Source organism: Streptomyces sp. NBC_00986, from assembly GCF_045162565.1.
In the GTDB taxonomy this organism is placed as follows: domain Bacteria; phylum Actinomycetota; class Actinomycetes; order Streptomycetales; family Streptomycetaceae; genus Streptomyces.
The window spans coordinates 4,398,034-4,418,234 of sequence record NZ_CP108733.1 but is presented as its reverse complement, the minus strand read 5'-3'; the positions used below and the strand labels follow the sequence as shown (position 1 = coordinate 4,418,234).

General features: G+C 68.7%; 17 protein-coding genes and 1 riboswitch. Of the genes, 7 read left to right on the top strand and 10 right to left on the bottom strand.

The window, feature by feature from the left end:
• Positions 1 to 7: 7 nt before the first annotated feature.
• The 6 genes from OG504_RS19005 (at position 8) to OG504_RS18980 (ending at position 7,269) form a co-directional block, all read left to right on the top strand.
• Positions 8 to 1,315, top strand: a complete 1,308-nt coding sequence (locus OG504_RS19005) for an HD-GYP domain-containing protein (protein WP_405990890.1) — start codon at positions 8 to 10, stop codon at positions 1,313 to 1,315.
• A 4-nt stretch (positions 1,316 to 1,319) separates the two neighbouring features.
• Positions 1,320 to 2,570: an HD-GYP domain-containing protein gene (locus tag OG504_RS19000; RefSeq protein ID WP_405990889.1), complete on the top strand. Its 1,251-nt coding sequence runs from the start codon at positions 1,320 to 1,322 to the stop codon at positions 2,568 to 2,570.
• A gap of 104 nt (positions 2,571 to 2,674) precedes the next feature.
• Positions 2,675 to 3,655: a tetratricopeptide repeat domain-containing protein gene (locus tag OG504_RS18995; protein ID WP_033282065.1), complete on the top strand. Its 981-nt coding sequence runs from the start codon at positions 2,675 to 2,677 to the stop codon at positions 3,653 to 3,655.
• 201 nt (positions 3,656 to 3,856) lie between these two features.
• Positions 3,857 to 4,507 (top strand): peptide deformylase, encoded by a 651-nt coding sequence (gene def, locus OG504_RS18990; RefSeq protein WP_393763249.1) that lies wholly within the window; start codon positions 3,857 to 3,859, stop codon positions 4,505 to 4,507.
• 297 nt (positions 4,508 to 4,804) lie between these two features.
• A complete protein-coding gene (gene cyc1 / locus OG504_RS18985; protein ID WP_405990888.1) occupies positions 4,805 to 5,902 on the top strand; it encodes an epi-isozizaene synthase in 1,098 nt (365 codons plus the stop codon).
• The gene (locus OG504_RS18980) at positions 5,899 to 7,269 is read left to right on the top strand and encodes a cytochrome P450 (RefSeq protein WP_405990887.1); all 1,371 of its coding nucleotides are present in this window, start codon (positions 5,899 to 5,901) and stop codon (positions 7,267 to 7,269) included. The genes cyc1 and OG504_RS18980 overlap by 4 nt, the downstream gene beginning before the upstream one ends.
• Positions 7,270 to 7,285: 16 nt before the next feature.
• Here OG504_RS18980 and OG504_RS18975 read toward each other — a convergent pair whose 3' ends face one another.
• Positions 7,286 to 8,248, bottom strand: a complete 963-nt coding sequence (locus OG504_RS18975; protein ID WP_405990886.1) for a GlxA family transcriptional regulator — start codon at positions 8,246 to 8,248, stop codon at positions 7,286 to 7,288.
• Between the two features lie 87 nt (positions 8,249 to 8,335).
• Here OG504_RS18975 and OG504_RS18970 point away from each other — a divergent pair, with 87 nt between their 5' ends.
• Positions 8,336 to 8,500 carry a hypothetical protein gene (locus tag OG504_RS18970; RefSeq protein WP_329257156.1) on the top strand — a complete coding sequence of 55 codons (165 nt, stop codon included), beginning with the start codon at positions 8,336 to 8,338 and terminating at the stop codon, positions 8,498 to 8,500.
• Here the strand turns inward: OG504_RS18970 and OG504_RS18965 are convergent.
• The 9 genes from OG504_RS18965 to OG504_RS18925 form a co-directional block, all read right to left on the bottom strand.
• Positions 8,478 to 8,936: a hypothetical protein gene (locus tag OG504_RS18965; RefSeq protein ID WP_405990885.1), complete on the bottom strand. Its 459-nt coding sequence runs from the start codon at positions 8,934 to 8,936 to the stop codon at positions 8,478 to 8,480. The two genes, OG504_RS18970 and OG504_RS18965, sit on opposite strands and share 23 nt — an antisense overlap.
• A gap of 127 nt (positions 8,937 to 9,063) precedes the next feature.
• Positions 9,064 to 11,148: a putative Ig domain-containing protein gene (locus tag OG504_RS18960; protein WP_405990884.1), complete on the bottom strand. Its 2,085-nt coding sequence runs from the start codon at positions 11,146 to 11,148 to the stop codon at positions 9,064 to 9,066.
• 298 nt (positions 11,149 to 11,446) lie between these two features.
• Positions 11,447 to 12,460 (bottom strand): ribonucleotide-diphosphate reductase subunit beta, encoded by a 1,014-nt coding sequence (locus OG504_RS18955; protein ID WP_365305138.1) that lies wholly within the window; start codon positions 12,458 to 12,460, stop codon positions 11,447 to 11,449.
• Complete coding sequence (locus tag OG504_RS18950; RefSeq protein WP_405996374.1) at positions 12,460 to 14,850, bottom strand: ribonucleoside-diphosphate reductase subunit alpha; 2,391 nt, start codon at positions 14,848 to 14,850, stop codon at positions 12,460 to 12,462. The genes OG504_RS18955 and OG504_RS18950 overlap by 1 nt, the downstream gene beginning before the upstream one ends.
• 175 nt (positions 14,851 to 15,025) lie before the next feature.
• A riboswitch (cobalamin riboswitch) is annotated at positions 15,026 to 15,185 on the bottom strand.
• Positions 15,186 to 15,202: 17 nt separating this feature from the next.
• Complete coding sequence (locus OG504_RS18945) at positions 15,203 to 15,709, bottom strand: GNAT family N-acetyltransferase (RefSeq protein ID WP_405990883.1); 507 nt, start codon at positions 15,707 to 15,709, stop codon at positions 15,203 to 15,205.
• Positions 15,710 to 15,829: 120 nt separating this feature from the next.
• A complete protein-coding gene (gene mctP, locus OG504_RS18940; RefSeq protein WP_405990882.1) occupies positions 15,830 to 17,440 on the bottom strand; it encodes a monocarboxylate uptake permease MctP in 1,611 nt (536 codons plus the stop codon).
• A complete protein-coding gene (locus OG504_RS18935) occupies positions 17,437 to 17,688 on the bottom strand; it encodes a DUF3311 domain-containing protein (protein ID WP_405990881.1) in 252 nt (83 codons plus the stop codon). The genes mctP and OG504_RS18935 overlap by 4 nt, the downstream gene beginning before the upstream one ends.
• Before the next feature lie 136 nt (positions 17,689 to 17,824).
• Complete coding sequence (locus tag OG504_RS18930) at positions 17,825 to 18,025, bottom strand: YbdD/YjiX family protein (RefSeq protein WP_405990880.1); 201 nt, start codon at positions 18,023 to 18,025, stop codon at positions 17,825 to 17,827.
• Complete coding sequence (locus OG504_RS18925) at positions 17,997 to 20,141, bottom strand: carbon starvation CstA family protein (protein ID WP_405990879.1); 2,145 nt, start codon at positions 20,139 to 20,141, stop codon at positions 17,997 to 17,999. The genes OG504_RS18930 and OG504_RS18925 overlap by 29 nt, the downstream gene beginning before the upstream one ends.
• Positions 20,142 to 20,201: the final 60 nt, after the last annotated feature.

Below are 20,201 nucleotides of genomic sequence, written 5' to 3'. Positions count from 1 at the left end.
GTCAGCCATGGAGGCGACACCGGCACGGGCACGTGCGTACGTCGTCTGTGTCGTCGCCGGCGCCCTGTGGTGCCTGCTTCCGCTGCCGACCGTCCACACACCCTGGTGGGCGGTCGCGCTGCTGGCCGCGCTCTACGCCGGCTGCGAGCAGGTCGCCCGGCGCCGCTTCGCGGGCACCTTCTACCCGGTGCTGCTCGCCGCGGCCTTCCTCCTCCCGCCCCCCGCCGCCGCCCTCGTGCCGCTGCCGGGGGCGCTGTTCTCCCGCGTCGAGCAGGGCTCGCCCTGGCTGCGGCGCGGCTGGCGGGCCGCGCAGCTCGCGCTGGGCGTGTGGGCGGCGGCACGCGTGCACTGGGCGCTGGGCGGGCGGAACGCCGTCGTCGCCTCCGACTTCCCGTACGCGCTGGTGCCCGCCCTGGCCGCCGTCCTCGCCTTCTGCCTGGTCCTCACCGTGCTCGACGGCGGGATCCTCGCGCTGGCCGAGCGGATGCCGGTACGGCGGGCCTGGGGCGGTCTGTTCCTACGGTCCCTGGCGCCCATCGGCGTGCACGGGCTCGCCGGGCTGATGATGGCCGTCCTGTGGCGCAGTCCCTACGGCCCTGTCGCCGCGCTGCTCGTGCTGCTGCCGATGGGGGTGTCCTGGTGGGTGTTCGCCCAGTACCACCAGGAACGCGCCGCCCATCAGGCCACCATCCGCGCCCTCGTCCAGGCCGTCGACATCAAGGACGGGTACACCCGCGGGCACAGCGAACGGGTCGGGCAGGCGTCGATGATGATCGCGCGGGAGCTGGGGATGGACGACTCCCGGGTCGAAGTGCTGCGCTTCGCCGGGATCCTGCACGACGTCGGGAAGCTGGGCGTCCCCACGCGGTTGCTGCGCAAGGACGGGCCGCTGACTCCCGAGGAGCGGCGGGTGATCGAGCTGCATCCCGAGTACGGCCACGAGATGGTGCGGGGCATCGGCTTTCTGGGGGAGGCCCGTGCGGCTGTCCTGCACCACCACGAACGGTTGGACGGGAGCGGGTATCCGTACGGGCTGTTGGGGAGTCAGATCCCGGAGTCCGCACGGGTAGTTGCTGTGGCTGATGCGTTTGACGCCATGACGTCTACTCGGTCTTACCGTCGCGCTCGGCCGGTGTCTGTCGCGCTGGAGGAGTTGTCGCGCTGTGCCGGTACGCAGTTCGACCCGTTGATGGTCCGGGCGCTGGCGCGGGCGCTGGGGCGGTGTGGGTGGCATCCGGCGGTGACAGCCGACGAGGTCCAGTCGTCCATTGTCTTCCCACCCGGCCCGCCCGTTTCCACTGTGCTGAGGGGCTGACGAAATGCCCTCACCCCGCCCCCCTCTCATCCTCACCCTCATCCACACCTCCGCCGCCCTCCTCGCCCTCACCTCCCTGACCCTCACCCTCCGCACCGGCCTCGAAGAACCCCCCGTCGCCCTCGCCTTCGGACTCCTCGTAGCCGTAGGCGAGTTGAGCCGGTGGAACGGCACGACCGGTCTCAGGGAAACCGCCCCGCTCGGCGCAGCCGGAGCCCTCTCCTACGCTCTCCTCGGCGCCGACGCAGGCGACCCCACCCACCACGGCGTCTTCCAGACCGTCGCTGTGGTCGTCGCCGCCACCCTCGTCGGCTGCGTCCCGCACATCGCCCGCGGCCACAGCCGCACCCCCGACCACATGGCCCGCCGCATCCTGACGGTCGGCTTCGCGGCCGTCTGCTTCCAACCCCTGTACAACCAGGGCGTGTTCAGACACTGGGGCGGCCCCGCCTACGCCCTGCTCCTGCTCGCGCTGCTCTCCCTCACCGCGCTCTGCGACGCCGTGCTCGCCGCCGCGCTCGCGCACTCGCGCACCCGGTGGCCGTTCGGGCCGCTGCTGCGGGACGAGCTGCGGGGGATGCTCGGGATCGGGTCGGCGGTGTGCGCGACCGGCGCGGTGATGGCGCTGGCGGTCGCCGTCGTGGGGCTGTGGGCGCTGCCCGTGTTCTCGCTGCCGCTGTTGCTGACCCAGCTGTCCTTCCGGCGGTACGCGGCCGTACGGGACACCTACCGGCAGACCATCGCCTCCCTCGCCCGGTCCACCGAGATAGCCGGATACACGCCTGCCGGGCACGCCCGCCGGGTCGCCGCGCTGTGCCAGGCGGTCGGCCGGGACCTGGGGCTGTCCGAGCCCGACCTCACCGTCCTGGAGTACGCAGCCCTGATGCACGACATCGGCCAGCTCAGCCTCGTCGACCCGGTACCGGCCGGCGCCACCGCCGTACTCCCCGCGGAGGAGCAGCGGCGGATAGCCCTGCTCGGCGGGGCCGTCGTACGGCAGACCGGGGTGAGTCCTCAGGTGGCGGCCGTCGTGGAGCGGCAGGCCGACCCGTGCCGGGAGCAGCCGCTGTCCGCGCGGATCGTCCGGGCCGTGAACGCGTACGAGGAGAAAACCCGGGCAGGCGGCCCCGGCGGGCCTCTGCAGGCGCTGGAGGAGCTGCGCCTCGGGACCGCCGGGGACTACGCTCCCGAGGTCGTGGAAGCACTGGCCCGGGTACTGTCCCGGGACTGTCTGACCTTGCCTTCGGCTGGGTAACCCATGGGTAATGAGCGCCCTCCCAGCCGTACGTGGTTGGATGCGAAGAAGAGGGTGTCCGGGGGCAGAGCCAGCCCACTGAACGGAACTGGCAGGCGGGAATCGTGAGGATCTTCGGCAAGGGACGGCACCGGCCCTCCGCCTCCTGGCGGCAGGCCACAGACCGCGCGTTCACGCTGATCGGCGACGGTCGGTACGAGGACGCGGGCGCGCTGCTGACGCGGGCCGCCGATCTGGAGCCCTGGCTGTCCGAGTCCTGGTTCAACCTCGCCCTTCTCCACAAGTTCCGGCACGACTGGGAGCAGGCGCGGGCGGCCGGGCTGCGGGCCGTCGCGCTGCTCGACCGGGAGGCCGGCGCGCCTGACTGGTGGAACGTCGGTATCGCGGCCACCGCGCTCCAGGACTGGCCGCTGGCGCGGCGGGCCTGGCAGGCGTACGGGCTGCGGGTGCCGGGTGGGGTCACCGGGGCGGGTGAGCCGGCGGGCATGGATCTCGGCAGTGCGGCCGTGCGGCTGTCTCCGGAAGGGGAGGCCGAGGTGGTGTGGGGGCGGCGGCTGGATCCCGCGCGGATCGAGGTGCTGTCCATTCCGCTTCCCTCGTCCGGGCGGCGGTGGGGTGAGGTCGTGCTCCACGACGGGGTGCCGCACGGGGAGCGGACGACCGCCGCCGGGCACTCGTATCCCGTGTTCGACGAGATCGAGTTGTGGGCGCCGTCTCCTGTGCCTACGTGGGTTGTCCTGCTGGAGGCTGCCGCCGAGGCCGATCGGGATGCGCTGGAGCAGTTGGCTGCGGATGCGGGGTTCGCGGCGGAGGACTGGTCTTCTTCCGTGCGGTTGCTGTGCCGGATGTGTTCCGAGTCCCGGATGCCCTCCGATGAGGGGGACGGGGAGCATCTTGATCCGCATGATCACAGTGAGCCGGGGCATCCTGGGCCGCTGGGGCATCGGACGGACGGGCAGTTGTGGGTGCCGGAGCGGGAGTGTGGGCTTGCGGCGCCGGCGTCGCTTGTTCGGGGGTTGTTGGACGGGTGGGTTGCCGACAGCCCTGACTCTCGGGACTGGCGAGATCTGGAAGAGGTCTGCTGAGGACTTCGTTCGGCCGCGGGTCCGTTGTGGCTGGTCGCGCAGTTCCCCGCGCCCCTGAAAGACAAAAGACAGGGCGTTGTCGCTGGTGGCGCCCACGCGGCGGAGCCGCATTGAGCACAGCCCCGCGCCCCTGTCGGGGCGCTGCACGTACCCTGTATTCGCAGTAATCCCCCCTTGGTTTTGAGGAAGGCGTTCGTCGGCATGGCGCAGCAGGACACCGATCAGCAGCACGTGGGCGTGCTCCCCGTGGATGACGAGGGTTTTGTCATCGACACCGAGGGGACCGAGGAGCGTGAGGCGGCCTGGCGGGAGCGGGGGGTCTCGCGGGCGATCACGGTCGTCGGGAATCCGGTGCTGCACAAGGAGTGCAGGGACGTCACCGACTTCGGCGCGGAGCTGGAGACGCTGGTGGCCGACATGTTCGCCTCGCAGCGCACCGCCGAGGGCGTCGGCCTCGCCGCCAACCAGGTCGGCGTCGACCTGAAGGTCTTCGTCTACGACTGCATGGACGACGAGGGCAAACGGCACGTCGGTGTCGTCTGCAATCCCAAGCTCGTCGATCTGCCCGCCGACAAGCGGCATCTGGACGAGAGCAACGAGGGGTGTCTGTCCGTGCCGACCGCGTATGCGCCGCTCGCACGGCCCGACTACGCCGAGGTGACCGGGCAGGACGAGAAGGGCAACCCGATCAAGGTCCGCGGCACCGGCTACTTCGCTCGGTGTTTGCAGCACGAGACCGATCACCTCTACGGCTACCTCTACATCGACCGGCTGTCCAAGCGTGACCGCAAGGACGCGCTGCGGCAGATGGCCGAGAACGAGCCCCGCTACCCCGTGGTCGCCAACGACTGATCCGGCCGACCCCATCGGTCGACACATCTCCCTTACGTACGGCGTCTGTTCAGGTGCAACTCCCTGACCAGGCGCCGTTCGTCTGTCCCTCGCACATTCGGTCGTTTGTGCTCGCTTAGTGATCCAAAATCGGTCACGCAAGGGGGGATTCTCGGCACTTGGGGGTAGTGAAGGGAGCAAATCCGTTCCCAGAACGGTCAGTTGTGGTGCTGAATAGGAAGTGCGGGGATACGCAACGGCGCACGCCCGGTACGGCGGGAGGGGCGTGCGCAACTGGCGGCTGAGAGGGGTTTGTTCGTGCCTGCTTTCTCACACAGCACCACATCGACAACGGCAACGGTAACGACGGCGATCGCGGTTCCACCGTCGCTCTCTCTCCCGGTGATCGAGGCCGCGTTTCCCCGGCAACTGCATCCGTATTGGCCCAGGCTCCAGGAGAGGACACGTGTCTGGCTGCTGGAAAAGCGCCTCATGTCGGGGGACAAGGTAAGGGAATATGCCGACGGTCTTTGCTACACGGACCTGATGGCCGGGTATTACTTGGGCGCACCGGACGAGGTGCTCCAGGCGATAGCGGACTACAGCGCGTGGTTCTTCGTCTGGGACGACCGCCACGACCGGGACATCGTGCACCAACGCCCCGACGCCTGGCGGCGGTTGAGGTTCCGGTTGCACGCGGCACTGGATTCACCACGGCACCATCTGCTCCACCCGGATCCCCTGGTCGTCGGGTTCGCCGACAGCATGATGCGGATCTACTCGTTCCTGCCCGACACCTGGAACGCGCGGTTCGCCCGGCACTTCCACGCGGTCATCGAGGCCTACGACCGTGAATTCCGCAACCGCACCGAGGGGACCGTCCCCACGGTCGAGGAATACCTCGCACTGCGCCGGCTCACCTTCGCCCACTGGATCTGGACCGATCTGCTGGAGGCGAGTGCGGGGCTCGAACTCCCGGACTCCGTAAGGAAACACCCGGGATATCGGCGGGCGGCACTGCTCAGTCAGGAATTCGCCGCCTGGTACAACGACCTCTGCTCCCTGCCCAAGGAGATCGCGGGCGACGAGGTCCACAATCTCGGAATAAGCCTCATCAAACACGAGGGGCTGACCCTTGAGGACGCGGTCGCCGAACTGAGGCGCCGTATCGAGGAATGCATAGCCGAATTCCTCGTCGCCGAACAGGACACCTTACGTCTCGCCGAACAGCTCGACGACGGCACCGTGCGCGGAATGGAACTGAGCGCCGCGGTAAGGACCTGCCTCGGCAATATGCGGAACTGGTTCAGCACCGTCTACTGGTTCCACCACGAGTCCGGCCGCTACATGGTCGACAGCTGGGACGACCGGTCCACACCCCCGTACGTCAACAACGAAGCGGCAGGTGAGAAATGACCGTCGAGTCTGTGAAGCCCGCGGCACCCGAGGTGCCGGAGCTGCTTGAGCCGCCCGTCGCGGGCGGCCGGGTCCCGCTTCTCGGCCACGGCTGGAAGCTGGTCCGCGACCCGCTGGCCTTCATGGCCCAACTCCGCGACCACGGTGACGTCGTGAGGCTCCGCCTCGGCCCCAAGACGGTCTACGCCGTCACCGCGCCCGCTCTCACCGGCGCCCTGGCGCTGAACCCCGAGTTCATCATCGCGGGCCCGCTGTGGGAGTCCCTGGAGGGACTGCTCGGCAAGGAGGGCGTGGCCACCGCCAACGGGTCCCTGCACCGGCGCCAACGGCGCATCATCCAGCCCGCGTTCCGGCTCGACGCGATCCCCGGCTACGGGCCGATCATGGAGGAGGAGGCGCACGCGCTCACCGAGCGGTGGAAGTCCGGCGAGACGATCGACTGCACCTCCGAGTCCTTCCGGGTCGCCGTGCGGGTCGCGGCCCGCTGTCTGCTGCGCGGCGACTTCATGGACGAGCGCGCCGAGCGGCTGTGCGTCGCGCTCGCCACCGTCTTCCGGGGCATGTACCGGCGGATGGTGGTACCGGCAGGACCGCTCTACCGGCTGCCCCTCCCGGCCAACCGCCAATTCAACCGGGCATTGGCCGATTTGCATCTCCTGGTCGACGAGATCGTCGCCGAGCGGCGCGAATCCGGTCAAAAGCCGGACGATTTGCTGACAGCATTGCTGGAGGCGACGGACGACAATGGCGACCCGATCGGGGAACAGGAGATCCACGACCAGGTCGTCGCGATCCTCACCCCCGGAAGCGAGACAATCGCGTCCACGATCATGTCGCTGCTCCAGGTCCTCACCGAACACCCGGAACACGCCGACAAGATACGCGAAGAGGTTGAATCCGTAACGGGCGGCCGCCCGGTGGCATTCGACGACGTCCGCAGGCTCACGTACACGAACAATGTCGTCGTCGAGACACTGCGGCTGCTTCCCGCCGTATGGATATTGACGCGGCGGGCGGTCGCCGACACCGAACTGGGCGGCTATCGGATTCCGGCCGGGGCCGACATCATCTACAGCCCCTACGCCATCCAGCGCGACCCGCGTTCGTATGACCGAAACGAGGACTTCGACCCCGACCGCTGGCTTCCGGAACGGTCCAAGGACGTACCGAAGTTCGCCATGAGCCCGTTCAGCAACGGCAACCGGAAGTGTCCCAGCGACCACTTCTCGATGGCCCTGCTGAGCCTGCTCACGGCGGCGGTGGCGACGAGGTACCGCTTCGAGCAGGTGTCCGGCTCGAACGACGCCACCCGCATCGGCATCACCCTCCACCCGCACCGGCTGCTGCTCAGGCCCCTGCCGAGGTGAGGTGACGGGCGTGCGTTCAGGCGGCTTCCGGGCCCCTGAACGTGCGTCGGTAGGCGTTCGGGGTGGTGCCGAGCGCCCGGACGAACTGGTGGCGCAGGGCGGGCGCGGTGCCGAAGCCGGCGCGCCAGGCGATCGCGTCCATCGTCTCGTCCGTCCCCTCCAGCAACTGCTGGGCCAGCAGCACCCGTTGACGCAGGATCCAGCGGTACGGCGTGGTCCCGGTCTCCTGCTGGAAGCGGCGGGCGAAGGTGCGCGGTGACATGAGGGCGCGGGCGGCGAGCTGTTCGACGGTGACCTCCTGGTCGAGGTGCTCCGCCATCCACACCAGCACCTCGCCCACCGTGTCGCACTGCGAGCGCGGCAGCGGCCGCTCGATGTACTGGGCCTGGCCGCCGTCGCGGTGCGGCGGCACGACCATCCGCCGCGCGATGGCGTTGGCGACCTCCGGACCCTGCTCCTTGCGCACGAGGTGCAGACAGGCGTCGATCCCGGCCGCGGTGCCGGCGGACGTGATCACCGGGTCCTCGTCGACGTACAGCACGTCCGGCTCCACGACGACCTTCGGATACCGCCGGGCGAGCAGCTCCGCGTGGTGCCAGTGCACCGCGCACCGCCGCCCGTCCAGCAGTCCGGCGGCGGCCAGCACGAACACCCCCGAGCAGACGCTGAGCACCCGGGCACCCCGGTCCACGCCCCGTCGCAGGGCGTCGAGCAGCTCCTCCGGGTACTCCCGTTCCGTATAGGTCGCGCCGGCCGGTACGGCGATGAGGTCCGCGGTCTCCAGGCGCTCCAGGCCGTGTTCGACCGTCAGGGAGAAGCCCGCGTGGGTGGTCAGGGTCGGGCCCTCGGCCGAGGCGACGGCGAAGTCGTAGACCGGCAGGCCCTCGTCGCTGCGGTCGAGGCCGAACACCTCGCAGACGACGCCGAGTTCGAAGGGGGCGACTCCGTCGAGCAGGACCACGGCCACGTTTTTCAGCATGGGGTCAGTGTGCGCCTCGACTGGCAGTAAATCGAGGGTGTACGGCAGTCCTGCCACTCACGGTAAGGAGTCAAAAGGACGAGACTCATGTCCATGAACACAGCCATGGACAACCTCATCGCCCTCCTCACCGTCGTCGGCATCCTCGTGGCCGTGACCTTCCCGTCGCTGCTCGGCATCGCGCACGACCGGCGCATCGACCGTCAGATCCGGACCGCCCACCGGATGATCACTTCGACACCACGACGGTGACCGACCATTCCTGAATGCCCTTGCACGAGATCTTGTGCGGCGCGGTCGCACACAGCGGCCGGGACGACGTGAGCTTCACGGTCCCGGCCGAGACCGCCTCGTACGCGTTGCTCGCGTCGCCGGGGCGGATCAGGATCCCGCTGTTGGTGGCCTTCAGGCCGCTGCCCACGGTCTTCACCGGCGCCCAGGGACGGGTCGTCGTCCCGTCCAGCAGGATGCGGACGGTGTTGCCGGTCGTCACGCAGAACGTGCCGTTCGTGTCGGTCGCGGCGAGGGTCTCCTTCGCCGTACAGGCCGACCGGCTCTTGCTCGGCGTGGGGGAGGACGACGGCGACACACTGCCGCTGCCGGTGTCGGACTTCGTACCGCCGCAGCCCGTGAGGGCGAGCGCCAGGGTGGCGACGGCGAGGGACGGACCAAGAATCGATCGGCGCATGGGGGGCCTCCTTTGCCCCTTTGACGTGTCACGGACGCATCCGGATCCCTCCTGAGCAGTGCAATATCCGTGGACATGACAGAACCCCGGCCGCTGCGAGACGGCCGGGGTCCAGCTCATACGAGGGTCAGCTGGTCGTCACGGCGGTGTCGTCGACGACGAAGCTGGTCTGGAGCGAGGAGTCCTCGACCCCGCTGAACTTCAGCGTGACGGTCGAGCCGGCGTACGCGGAGAGGCTGATGCTCTTCTGGACGTACCCGGTGGCCGCGTTGAGGTTGGAGTAGCTGGCCAGGGTGGTCGATCCGGCGGTGACCGTCAGCTTGTCGTAAGCCGTGCTGCTGGTCTCCGCCGTGTCGATGTGCAGGTAGAAGGTGAACGTCGTGCCCGTGCAGCCGGACGGGATCGTCACCGACTGGGACAGCGTGTCGGTGTGGGTCGAGCCGTAGCCGTCGAGCCAGGCCTTGTACGAACCGGCGTGGGCCGCCTCGTCGGTGTCGTTGGTGATGACCCCGCTGGTCGCGGTCCAGGTGGTGTTCCCGGACTCGAAGCCCGCGTTGCCCAGGAGCTGGGTCGAGGTGCAGGTGCCGCCGCCACCGGAGGTGCTGACCGTCCAGGTGAAGGAGGCCGAGCCGGAGGCGCCGGTGGAGTCGGTCGCGGTCACCGTGACGGCGTAGGTGCCGGCGGTGGACGCGGTGCCGGAGATCAGCCCGGTGGAACTGCTGATCGACAGGCCGGTCGGCAGCCCGCTCGCGCTGTAGGTGAGAGTCGCGCTCGCGCTGTCGGTGGCGGAGATCTGCAGGCTCGCCGTGGAGCCGGTCACGGTGGACTGGCTGCCCGGGTTGGTGACGGTCACCGTGTTGCCCGTGGTGGTGCCGGAGGTGAAGGCGGCGGTGCCGTCCGGGGTGCCCCAGCCGGTCGGGCCGTCGTAGCCGGTGCCCGCGGTGCAGAAGTAACTCGTCGAGCAGGAGCCGTTGTTGCCGCTCGTGACGTCGTACAGGTTGCTGGTGTGGGAGTAGGGGTACTTCGCCGGGTAGTCACTGGAGCCGGGGGTGCCGGCCAGCGCGTAGACGCCCGCGATGATCGGGGACGAGGCGCTGGTGCCGCCGTAGACCGCCCAGCCGGAGCCGCCGTAGGTGTCGTAGACGGCCACGCCGGTGGCGGGGTCGGCCACGGCGGAGACGTCGGCCTCCATGCGCTTGGTGCAGCCCGTGTCGGTCTGCCAGGTCGGCTTCGCGTCGTAGGCGGAGCAGCCGGAGCCGCCGCCCTCGGTGCTGCTGGTCTTCCACACGGACTCGGTCCAGCCGCGGGAGTTGGACGACGTCGACAGCGCGGTGCCGCCGACTGCCGTCACGTACTGGGACGTTGCCGGGTACTCGGCGCCGTAGGCCTCGTCACCGGAGGAGACGGTGATCGCGACACCCGGGTGCTTGAAGTACGAGGTGTCCTCGGAGGTCTGCGTGGAGGCCTCGTCGCCGCCCCAGCTGTTGGACACGAACTTCGCGCCCAGGGTGACGGCCTCGTTCTCGGCGGTGCCGAGGTTGGCGTCGGTGGCCGAAGTGGCCTCCACCAGAATGATGTTGCAGTTCGGGCAGACCGCGCTGACCATGTCGATGTCGAGCGCTTCCTCGCCCGCCCAGCCGGTGTCGTTCGTCGGCAGGGAGGTGGTCGAGCCGGTCTGGCTGACCTGCTTGAAGCAGCCGCTCGCCTTGGTGCAGGCGGAGAGGCCGAAGTTCGAGCGGTAAGTGGCCAGGTCCGACTCGGCGTTGGGGTCGTTGTACGCGTCGACCACCGCGACCGTCAGGCCGGAGCCACCGGTCGAGGGAAGCGCGTACGCGCTGTGCAGGTTGGCCGGGCTCAGCCCGGACACCGCGGCCGCGGCGTCCGCGTGCACGGCGGAGGCCAGTTGCTGCTTGATGTCGGTGCGCCGCTGGGCGAAGCAGGATGCAGAACCCGGGGCCGCGGTCGCGCAGAGGCGCTCGGTCGGTACCTTCTGCCCGGCCTTGCCGGTCGAGTGGACGGTCTGGGCCGCGGGGGCGGTCAGGGCCTTGGAGTTCTGGGTGACCTTGGAGACCTGGGCGGACTGGACGGCGGCCTGTGGGGCGGGCTGCGCGTCGGCGGGGGAGGCCGCCACGAGCCCGAAGACGCTGAGGGTGAGGGCGGGTATGGCGGCGGTCAGCAGTCTTCGCAGACTCCGTCTGGGCTTTTCACGCATGGGGGTACTGCCTCCATCGTGGGAGTGGGGTTCCTCGGCGTGGTGGCAGGCCTGTGACGCGCGTAGCGGCGGCAGATGGCATCGTCATGGGCATGACACTTTGAGCGTCCTGTGGGGTCATTGGTGAATGACATGAACAGGACGGGTGGAACGTAGCCGGGGTGACGAGACCGCGAACAGACGCGCCCCATGAACTTTGCCGCTCCATAGAAACTCCATGGACGGCCCATGGAAGCTCCATGGGCCGTCCGCGAAGTAAGAGGCAGATAAAGGGGACTGGCGGTCCTCTAGGGGAGTCCTAGAAGTCCTCGTCCAGGTCGACCGTGCCTTCTACGGCCACCTGGTACGCCGACGGGCGGCGCTCGAAGAAGTTCGTCAGCTCCTGCACACCCTGCAACTCCATGAAGGAGAAGGGGTTCTCGGAACCGTAGACCGGAGCGAAGCCCAGCCGCTGGAGCCGCTGGTCCGCGACGCACTCCAGGTACTGGCGCATCGAGTCGGTGTTCATGCCCGGCAGACCCTCACCGCACAGGTCGCGCCCGAACTGCAGCTCCGCCTCGACGGCTTCGCGCAGCATGTCGGTCACCTCCTGCTGGAGTTGGTCGTCGAAGAGCTCCGGCTCCTCCTTGCGGACGGTGTCGACCACCTCGAACGCGAAGCTCATGTGCATGGTCTCGTCGCGGAACACCCAGTTGGTGCCGGTGGCGAGACCGTGCAGGAGACCCCGGCTGCGGAACCAGTAGACGTACGCGAACGCGCCGTAGAAGAACAGCCCCTCGATGCACGCGGCGAAGCAGATCAGGTTGAGCAGGAAACGACGGCGGTCGGCCTGGGTCTGGAGGCTGTCCAGCTTCTCGACCTCGTTGATCCACTTGAAGCAGAACTCGGCCTTCTCGCGGATGGAGGGGATGTTCTCCACCGCGTCGAAGGCGGCCGCCCGGTCCTCCGGGTCGGGGAGGTAGGTGTCCAGCAGCGTCAGGTAGAACTGGACGTGCACGGCCTCCTCGAAGAGCTGGCGGCTCAAGTACAGCCGCGCCTCGGGGGAGTTGATGTGCTTGTACAGCGTCAGCACGAGGTTGTTCGCCACGATCGAGTCACCCGTCGCGAAGAACGCGACCAGCCGCCCGATCATGTGCTGCTCACCCGGCGTCAGCTTCGCGAGATCGGCGACGTCCGAGTGGAGGTCGACCTCCTCGACGGTCCAGGTGTTCTTGATCGCGTCCCGGTAGCGCTCGTAGAAGTCCGGGTAGCGCATGGGGCGGAGGGTCAGCTCGAAGCCCGGGTCGAGGAGGTTCTTTTCGGTGGAGCTCATTACTGGCACGCCTCGCAGGACTCGGGGTTCTCAAGGGAGCAGGCGACCGCGTCTTCGTCGGGGGTCAACTGCTGTACGGGGATGGGGGTTTGGGCCTGGGCCTGGGCCGCGCGGGCGATGCGGGTCGCCGGGCGGGAGCGCAGGTAGTACGTCGTCTTCAGGCCCTGCTTCCAGGCGTACGCGTACATCGAGGAGAGCTTGCCGATCGTCGGCGTCTCCAGGAACAGGTTCAGGGACTGGGACTGGTCCAGGAACGGGGTGCGGGCGGCGGCCATGTCGATCAGGCCGCGCTGCGGGATCTCCCACGCCGTGCGGTAAAGGGCGCGGACGTCCTCCGGGATCCAACTGAAGCCCTGCACCGAGCCGTTGGCCTCGCGCAGGGCCTCGCGGGTGCGGGCGTCCCACACGCCGAGCTGCTTCAACTCGTCGACCAGGTAGGAGTTGACCTGCAGGAACTCGCCGGAGAGCGTCTCGCGCTTGAAGAGGTTCGAGACCTGCGGCTCGATGCACTCGTACACGCCCGCGATCGAGGCGATCGTCGCCGTGGGGGCGATCGCCAGCAACAGGCTGTTGCGCATGCCGGTCTGGGCGATACGTTCCCGCAGTGCCGACCAGCGCTCGGGCCAGGTCAGTTCCACGCCGTAGTGGTCGGGGTGCAGGACACCGCGGGCCGTGCGGGTCTTCTCCCAGGCCGGGAGCGGACCGTTGCGCTCGGCGAGGTCGGCGGAGGCCTCGTACGCGGCGAGCATGATGCGCTCGGCGATGCGGGTGGAAAGGGCCTGCGCCTGCGGGGAGTCGAAGGGGACACGGAGTTTGAAGAAGACGTCCTGGAGGCCCATCGCGCCCAGGCCGACCGGGCGCCAGCGGGCGTTGGAACGGCCCGCCTGCTCGGTCGGGTAGAAGTTGATGTCGACCACGCGGTCCAGGAAGGTGACGGCCGTGCGGACCGTCTCGTCCAGACGCTCCCAGTCGATGTCGTCACCGACCACGAATGCGCCCAGGTTCACCGAACCCAGGTTGCAGACCGCCGTCTCGCCGTCGTCCGTGACCTCCAGGATTTCCGTGCAGAGGTTCGAGGAGTGGACCGTGTGGCCCGGCTCGGCGGTCTGGTTGGCGGTGCGGTTGGCCGCGTCCTTGAAGGTCATCCAGCCGTTGCCGGTCTGCGCGAGGGTGCGCATCATGCGGCCGTAGAGGTCACGGGCCGGGATGGTCTTCTTCGCCAGCCCCTGCGCCTCCGCCCTGCGGTAGGCCGCGTCGAACTCGTCGCCCCACAGGTCGACCAGCTCGGGCACGTCGGCGGGGGAGAAGAGCGACCAGTCGCCGTTCTCGTTCACCCGGCGCATGAACTCGTCCGGGATCCAGTGCGCCAGGTTCAGGTTGTGCGTACGGCGGGCGTCCTCACCGGTGTTGTCCCGCAGCTCCAGGAACTCCTCGATGTCGGAGTGCCAGGTCTCCAGGTACACCGCGGCCGCACCCTTGCGCCGGCCGCCCTGGTTCACCGCGGCGACCGAGGCGTCCAGCGTCTTCAGGAACGGGACGATGCCGTTGGAGTGCCCGTTCGTGCCCCGGATCAGCGAACCCCGGCTGCGGATGCGGGAGTACGACAGTCCGATGCCACCCGCGTGCTTCGAGAGGCGGGCGACCTGGTGGTAGCGGTCGTAGATGGAGTCCAGCTCGTCCAGCGGGGAGTCGAGGAGGTAGCAGGACGACATCTGGGGGTGCCGGGTGCCGGAGTTGAAGAGCGTGGGGGAGGACGGGAGGTAGTCCAGGCGGCTCATCAGGCGGTAGAGCGCGGCCACTTCGTCCAGGGCGCGGGTCGAGTCGTCCTCCGCGAGACCGGCGGCCACGCGCAGCATGAAGTGCTGGGGCGTCTCGATGACCTTGCGGGTGATCGGGTGGCGGAGGAGGTAGCGGCTGTACAGGGTGCGCAGGCCGAAGTAGCCGAAGCGGTCGTCGGCGCCCTCATCGAAGGAGGCGGCGATCAGCGCGTCGAGGCGGGCCGCGTGCAGCGTCGCGAACTCGGCGGTGCGGTCGGCGATGAGGCCCTCGCGGTGGCCCACGGCGACGGACTCGGTGAACGTCGTGACGCCCTGGGAGGCGGCCTCGGCGGCGATGCTGATCGTCAGCAGCCGGGCGGCGAGGCGGGAGTAGACCGGGTCCTCGGAGATGAGGCCGGCGGCCGCCTCCGTCGCCAGCTCGCGCAGTTCCGCCAGGTCCGCGTGCGCGGACCGGCCGCGCAACGTGGCGGCGGCGACCCGGCCGGGGTCGGCGTCGGGGAGGTCGGCGGTCAGCGCGGTCAGGGTCCGCAGGATCGCGGTACCGGGGCCGTCGGCGTCCTGAACAACCGTTCCGGGAAGCTCGGTTCCGGGTCCGGTCGCGGTCGCTGCGATCGCCTCGTTCGCCTGGGTCGCTGATGCCGGCTCTGCTGGCGCGATGGTCACGGTGGGGCTCTCCCTCGCTCGGCACGGGGCCTCGCCGAGGGCAGGCGGCAGTACACGAGCGCACGGGGCGTCGCGTCCACCGGCCCACTCCACGAGGCCCGGACGTCATGCGCCCTGGCCGGGTGGCCGGACGCGCGCCGTCGGCAGGTCCTCGGACTGACCATGCGTGCATATGCACGTAAGTACACCGTTGCGGGACAGTTCCGGATTCGCACCGGATTCCCCTGCGGCGACAGCGAGCATGAGCATACATCTTGTGCCGGGCTGTCGTGGCACCACCAGATGTTGTGTCGCGGCGGTTTCAGAGCGTCAGTTGATAGGTGAGCAGAGTGAGATCGTCCAGGTGTGGCACGGGATTCCAGTCCCGGTCGGGTGTGCGGACGAAACCCAGGCGTTCGTAGATGCGGTGGGCCGCGTGCATGGAGCTCTGGGTCGACAGCACTACGGCCGTGCAGCCCTCGGTGGCTCGGGCGCGGTCGATGCAGGCGCGGACGAGGGCCTCGCCGGCGCCGCGGCCTCTGGCGGTGCGGGCGATCGCGAGGGCGCGGATTTCCGTCTCTCCAGGGCGCGCTATGTCTGCGACGGGGCCGGGGCCGGGGACGAAGGTGACGCCGCCGAGGAGGTGGTCGCCGTCCACCACGACGAGGACTTCGGCGGCTGCGGCTCGGCTTGCTACGTCCTTGAGCACGGGGAGGTAGGGGTCGGTCTCGCCGTAGTCGAGGAGGCCGTCGGTCAGGTAGGCGTCTGCTGTGAGGGTGCCGAGGGGGTCGTATTCGGTGGGGATTGCTCGGCGGATGAGGATGTCCATGTGGGTCAGTGTGTACGAACAGCGGGCCGCCGAGGGGGGTGCTCTCGGTGGCCCGCTATGGGTCGTGTGTGGCTGGTCGCGCAGTTCCCCGCGCCCCTTAAGTTGGCACACTCACCTGCGCTAGTGGGTTGCCCCTGCTGTTGCCGGAGGTAGCTCTACCTCCACGCCCGGGTCGCCCGCGTCTGCCGTGTAGTCGCCGGGGCTCGTCTCGTCCACGCCCTCCGGAGCCTTGAAGGCCTTCAGGGCGAAGGTGAGGACCACTGTCACCACCACGTTCATCACGAACGCCGTCAGGCCGATGTAGCCGATTTCGCCGATGCCGGGGATCTTCTTGGAGGAGCCGCCGAAGTGGTCCTGGGTCGGGGAGGCGACGCCGTAGGCCGCGAGGGTGCCGTAGATCATGCCGACCGCCCAGCCGGCCAGGAGGGCCCAGCGGTGGGGCCAGCGGGTGAAGAGGCCGCCCACCAGGGACGGGAAGGTCTGGAGGATCCAGATGCCGCCCAGGAGCTGGAAGTTGATGGCGACTGTCTTGTCCATCGTCAGGACGAAGGCCAGGGCGCCGACCTTCACCAGGAGGGAGACGATCTTCGAGACCTTTGTCTCCTGGGCCGGGGTTGCGTCCGGCTTGATGAAGTCCTTGTAGATGTTGCGGGTGAAGAGGTTCGCCGCCGCGATGGACATGATGGCCGCGGGGACCAGGGCGCCGATGCCGATCGCGGCGAAGGCCACGCCCGCGAACCAGTCCGGGAACATGTTCTCGAAGAGCTGCGGGATCGCCAACTGGCCGTTGGTGACCTTGACTCCGGCCGCGATCGCCATGAAGCCGAGCAGCGCGAGCAGGCCCAGCATCAGTGAATACAGCGGCAGGATCGTGGTGTTGCGGCGGATCACGTTGCGGCTCTTGGACGACAGGGTCGCGGTGATCGAGTGCGGGTACATGAACAGGGCCAGTGCCGAGCCCAACGCCAGTGTCGCGTACGTCCATTGGCCCGCCGGCGCGGGCACGAGCCCGCCCGTTCCCGCCGCCTTGAACTTGGCGCCCGCCGCGCTGAAGATGTCGTCGAAGCCGCCGAGCTTGATCGGGATGTAGATGATCGCCACCGCGATCACGATGTAGATCAGCCCGTCCTTCACGAACGCGATCAGCGCGGGTGCGCGCAGGCCGGACGAGTAGGTGTACGCCGCCAGCACGGCGAACGCGATCAGCAGCGGCAGGTCCTTCACGAACCAGTTGGAGTTCGCGCTGCCGCCGACGCCCATGACGTCCAACACGGCCTGGATGCCGACCAGTTGGAGGGCGATGTACGGCATCGTCGCGAGGATGCCGGTGACCGCCACCGCCAGCGAAAGACCTTTGGAGCCGAAGCGGCCGCGCACGAAGTCCGAGGTCGTCACGTATCCGTGCTTGTGCGACACCGACCAGAGCCGGGGCAGGAACGTGAAGATGAGCGGGTACACGAGGATCGTGTAGGGCACCGCGAAGAAGCCGGCCGCGCCCGCCGCGTAGACCGCCGCCGGGACCGCCACGAACGTATACGCCGTGTAGAGGTCGCCGCCGAGCAGGAACCAGGTGACCCAGGTGCCGAACGACCGTCCGCCCAGGCCCCATTCGTCGAGGCTCTGCTCGTTGTCGGCCCGGCGCCAGCGCGCGGCCAGGAAGCCCAGGGCCGTGACGGCCAGGAAGAAGAAGATGAAGACGCCGAGGGCGACGCCGTTCACGCCGTCGTTCACCGGTTACCTCCATGGCGGGTCCGCTGGTCGCGCTGCCACAGCTTGTAGGCGGTCATCGTCAACACCGTCGAGATCAGCACCCAGAGCATCTGGTACCAGTAGAAGAACGGCACGCCGATGAACGTCGGGTCGATCTTCGTGTAGGAGCCGACCCAGAGCAGCGCCACGAACGGCGCGAACAGGCACACGGCGATGATGACGCGGACCGGTGTCACCACTGGATGTCTCACTTCAGGCACATCTGACATTTCGTGGCCGTCCCCTCACTGATCGCCTGTGTAACGCGCAGGCAATGTAGGTCACCGTGTCACGTGAGCGAAAGACCTCGTCCGCATATCGTCATGTCGATTTCGTGAAGGCGTGACATCGCTGTCAACCCGGGCGTCAACAGCAGCGGAATCCCTGTCGTGGGTCGGCCTCCTGGCGGTCTGTCCGCATGCGTTCGAAACCCCGGCGACCTGGGACCTCGGCCTCGGGATGGTTCCGGCGTACGTGCGCGACATACCGGTCGTACGCCGACTCGTCCATCAGCTCCCGGACGTACCAGCGCACTCCACTAGTCGCCCGCCTGAACGCCGACCACATCACGTGCCGCCACCTCCTCCTTCTCCTCCCGGGTCGGGATCAGCCCGGCCGGTGCCACGATGTTCGACTCGACGTACGGCGTCTCGCTCAGCGTGGAGAGCGCGGGGCGGCGGATGTGTCGAACGCAGACGCGAAGGGCGTCCGCGATCACGACCACGACCAGCACCGCGAGAATGGCCGAAAGCACCCCGTCCACCGTGGAGTTGGTGACGACGGTGTGCATGTCGTCCATGGACTTGGCCGGAGGCAGGACCTTGCCCGCGTCGATCGCGTCCTGGAACACGGACCGTTGCTTGAAGAAGCCCACCTTCGGGTCGCCGGAGAACACCTTCTGCCAGCTCGCGGTCAGGGTGACCGTCGCGTCCCAGGCGAGCGGAATCCCGGTGATCCAGGCCCACTTGAGGCGCCCGGACTTCACCAGGAGGGTGGTGCAGACGGCCAGCGCGACCGCCGCGAGGAGCTGGTTGGCGATGCCGAAGATCGGGAAGAGCTGGTTGATCCCGCCGAGGGGTTCGTGGACACCGACCCAGAGGAAGTAGCCCCACAGGGCGCACACGATCGCACTCGTCAGGGCCAGGCCCGGCCGCCAACTCACGTTCTTGAACGGCCGGTAGACGTTCCCGAGCATGTCCTGGAGCATGAACCGGCCCACCCGCGTGCCCGCGTCCAGCGCGGTCAGGATGAACAGCGCCTCGAACATGATCGCGAAGTGGTACCAGAAGGCGCGCAGGCTCCCGCCGGTCACCTTGGAGAAGATCTCCGAGACGCCGACCGCGAGCGTGGGTGCCCCGCCGGTACGGGACAGCAGACTCGCCTCGTCGACGTTCTTCGCGGCCTGCGCGAGGTCGGCGGGGGAGATGTGATAGCCCCAACTGCTCACCACCTGCGAGGCGTTCTGCACCGTCGTGCCGATCGCGCCCGCCGGGGCGTTCATCGCGAAGTACAGACCCGGGTCGATGATGCTCGCGGCGACCAGGGCCATCACGGCGACGGACGACTCCATGAGCATGGCGCCGTAGCCGATCATGCGGATCTGGGTTTCCTTCTGGATCATCTTCGGGGTCGTGCCGCTGGAGATGAGCGAGTGGAAGCCGGACAGGGCGCCGCAGGCGATCGTGATGAAGACGAAGGGGAAGAGCGAGCCGGCGAAGACCGGGCCGTTGCCGTGCTTCGCGAAGTCGGTGACGGCGGGCATCTTCAGGGCGGGCAGGGCGACCACGACCCCGATCGCCAGCAGGCCGATGGTGCCGATCTTCATGAAGGTGGAGAGGTAGTCGCGCGGGGCGAGCAGGGTCCAGACGGGGAGGATCGAGGCGACGAAGCCGTACGCCACCAGCCAGATCACCAGCGTCGAGGGCGCGAGGGTGAAGGTGCCGGCCCAGGACGACTCGGCGACCCAGCGGCCCGCGACCAGGGCGAGCAGCAGCAGGGCCACGCCGATGAGGGAGACCTCGGAGACCTTGCCTGGGCGAAGTACCCGTAGGTAGAAGCCCATCAGGAGGGCGATCGGGATGGTCATGCCGATGGAGAAGGTGCCCCAGGGCGAGGAGGCCAGCGCGTTCACGACGACCAGGGCCAGCACGCCGAGCAGGATGATCATGATGGCGAAGGTGGCGAGCAGGGCCGCCGCGCCGCCGAACGGGCCGATCTCCTCGCGGGCCATCTGGCCAAGGGACTTGCCGTCGCGCCGGGTTGAGAAGAACAGCACCACCATGTCCTGGACCGCGCCCGCGAAGATGACCCCGGCGATGATCCACACTGTGCCGGGCAAGTAGCCCATCTGCGCGGCGAGTACGGGTCCGACGAGCGGGCCCGCGCCGGCGATCGCGGCGAAGTGGTGGCCGAGCAGGACGCGGCGGTCGGTGGGGTGGTAGTCGATGCCGTTGTCGAGGCGTTCGGCCGGGGTGGCCCGGGTGCCGTCGACCTTCAGGACCTTGTACGCGATGAACTTCGCGTAGAAGCGGTAGGCGATGGCGTACGAGCCGAGGGCGGCGGCGACCATCCAGGCGGCCGACACGTTCTCGCCCCGCGCCAGCGCGAGCACGGACCAGCCCGCCGCGCCGACGAGCGCGACGAGGGTCCAGACGACGATGGTTCGGACGTTCGCGGTACGCACCGGGGAGTCCTCCCGTCCATGCGGCGACGGGAGGAACGTAGAGCAACCTCGGTAACTCCG

Excerpts from the sequence above, each read along its gene's own strand:
- OG504_RS18970 (WP_329257156.1), top strand. The coding sequence starts at position 8,336 with ATGTCCATGAACACAGCCATGGACAACCTCATCGCCCTCCTCACCGTC.
- OG504_RS19005 (WP_405990890.1), top strand. The coding sequence starts at position 8 with ATGGAGGCGACACCGGCACGGGCACGTGCGTACGTCGTCTGTGTCGTC.
- OG504_RS18930 (WP_405990880.1), bottom strand. The coding sequence starts at position 18,025 with ATGTGGTCGGCGTTCAGGCGGGCGACTAGTGGAGTGCGCTGGTACGTC.
- OG504_RS18965 (WP_405990885.1), bottom strand. The coding sequence starts at position 8,936 with ATGCGCCGATCGATTCTTGGTCCGTCCCTCGCCGTCGCCACCCTGGCG.
- OG504_RS18960 (WP_405990884.1), bottom strand. The coding sequence starts at position 11,148 with ATGCGTGAAAAGCCCAGACGGAGTCTGCGAAGACTGCTGACCGCCGCC.
- OG504_RS18955 (WP_365305138.1), bottom strand. The coding sequence starts at position 12,460 with ATGAGCTCCACCGAAAAGAACCTCCTCGACCCGGGCTTCGAGCTGACC.
- def (WP_393763249.1), top strand. The coding sequence starts at position 3,857 with ATGGCGCAGCAGGACACCGATCAGCAGCACGTGGGCGTGCTCCCCGTG.
- OG504_RS19000 (WP_405990889.1), top strand. The coding sequence starts at position 1,320 with ATGCCCTCACCCCGCCCCCCTCTCATCCTCACCCTCATCCACACCTCC.
- OG504_RS18945 (WP_405990883.1), bottom strand. The coding sequence starts at position 15,709 with ATGGACATCCTCATCCGCCGAGCAATCCCCACCGAATACGACCCCCTC.
- OG504_RS18935 (WP_405990881.1), bottom strand. The coding sequence starts at position 17,688 with ATGTCAGATGTGCCTGAAGTGAGACATCCAGTGGTGACACCGGTCCGC.
- OG504_RS18980 (WP_405990887.1), top strand. The coding sequence starts at position 5,899 with ATGACCGTCGAGTCTGTGAAGCCCGCGGCACCCGAGGTGCCGGAGCTG.
- OG504_RS18975 (WP_405990886.1), bottom strand. The coding sequence starts at position 8,248 with ATGCTGAAAAACGTGGCCGTGGTCCTGCTCGACGGAGTCGCCCCCTTC.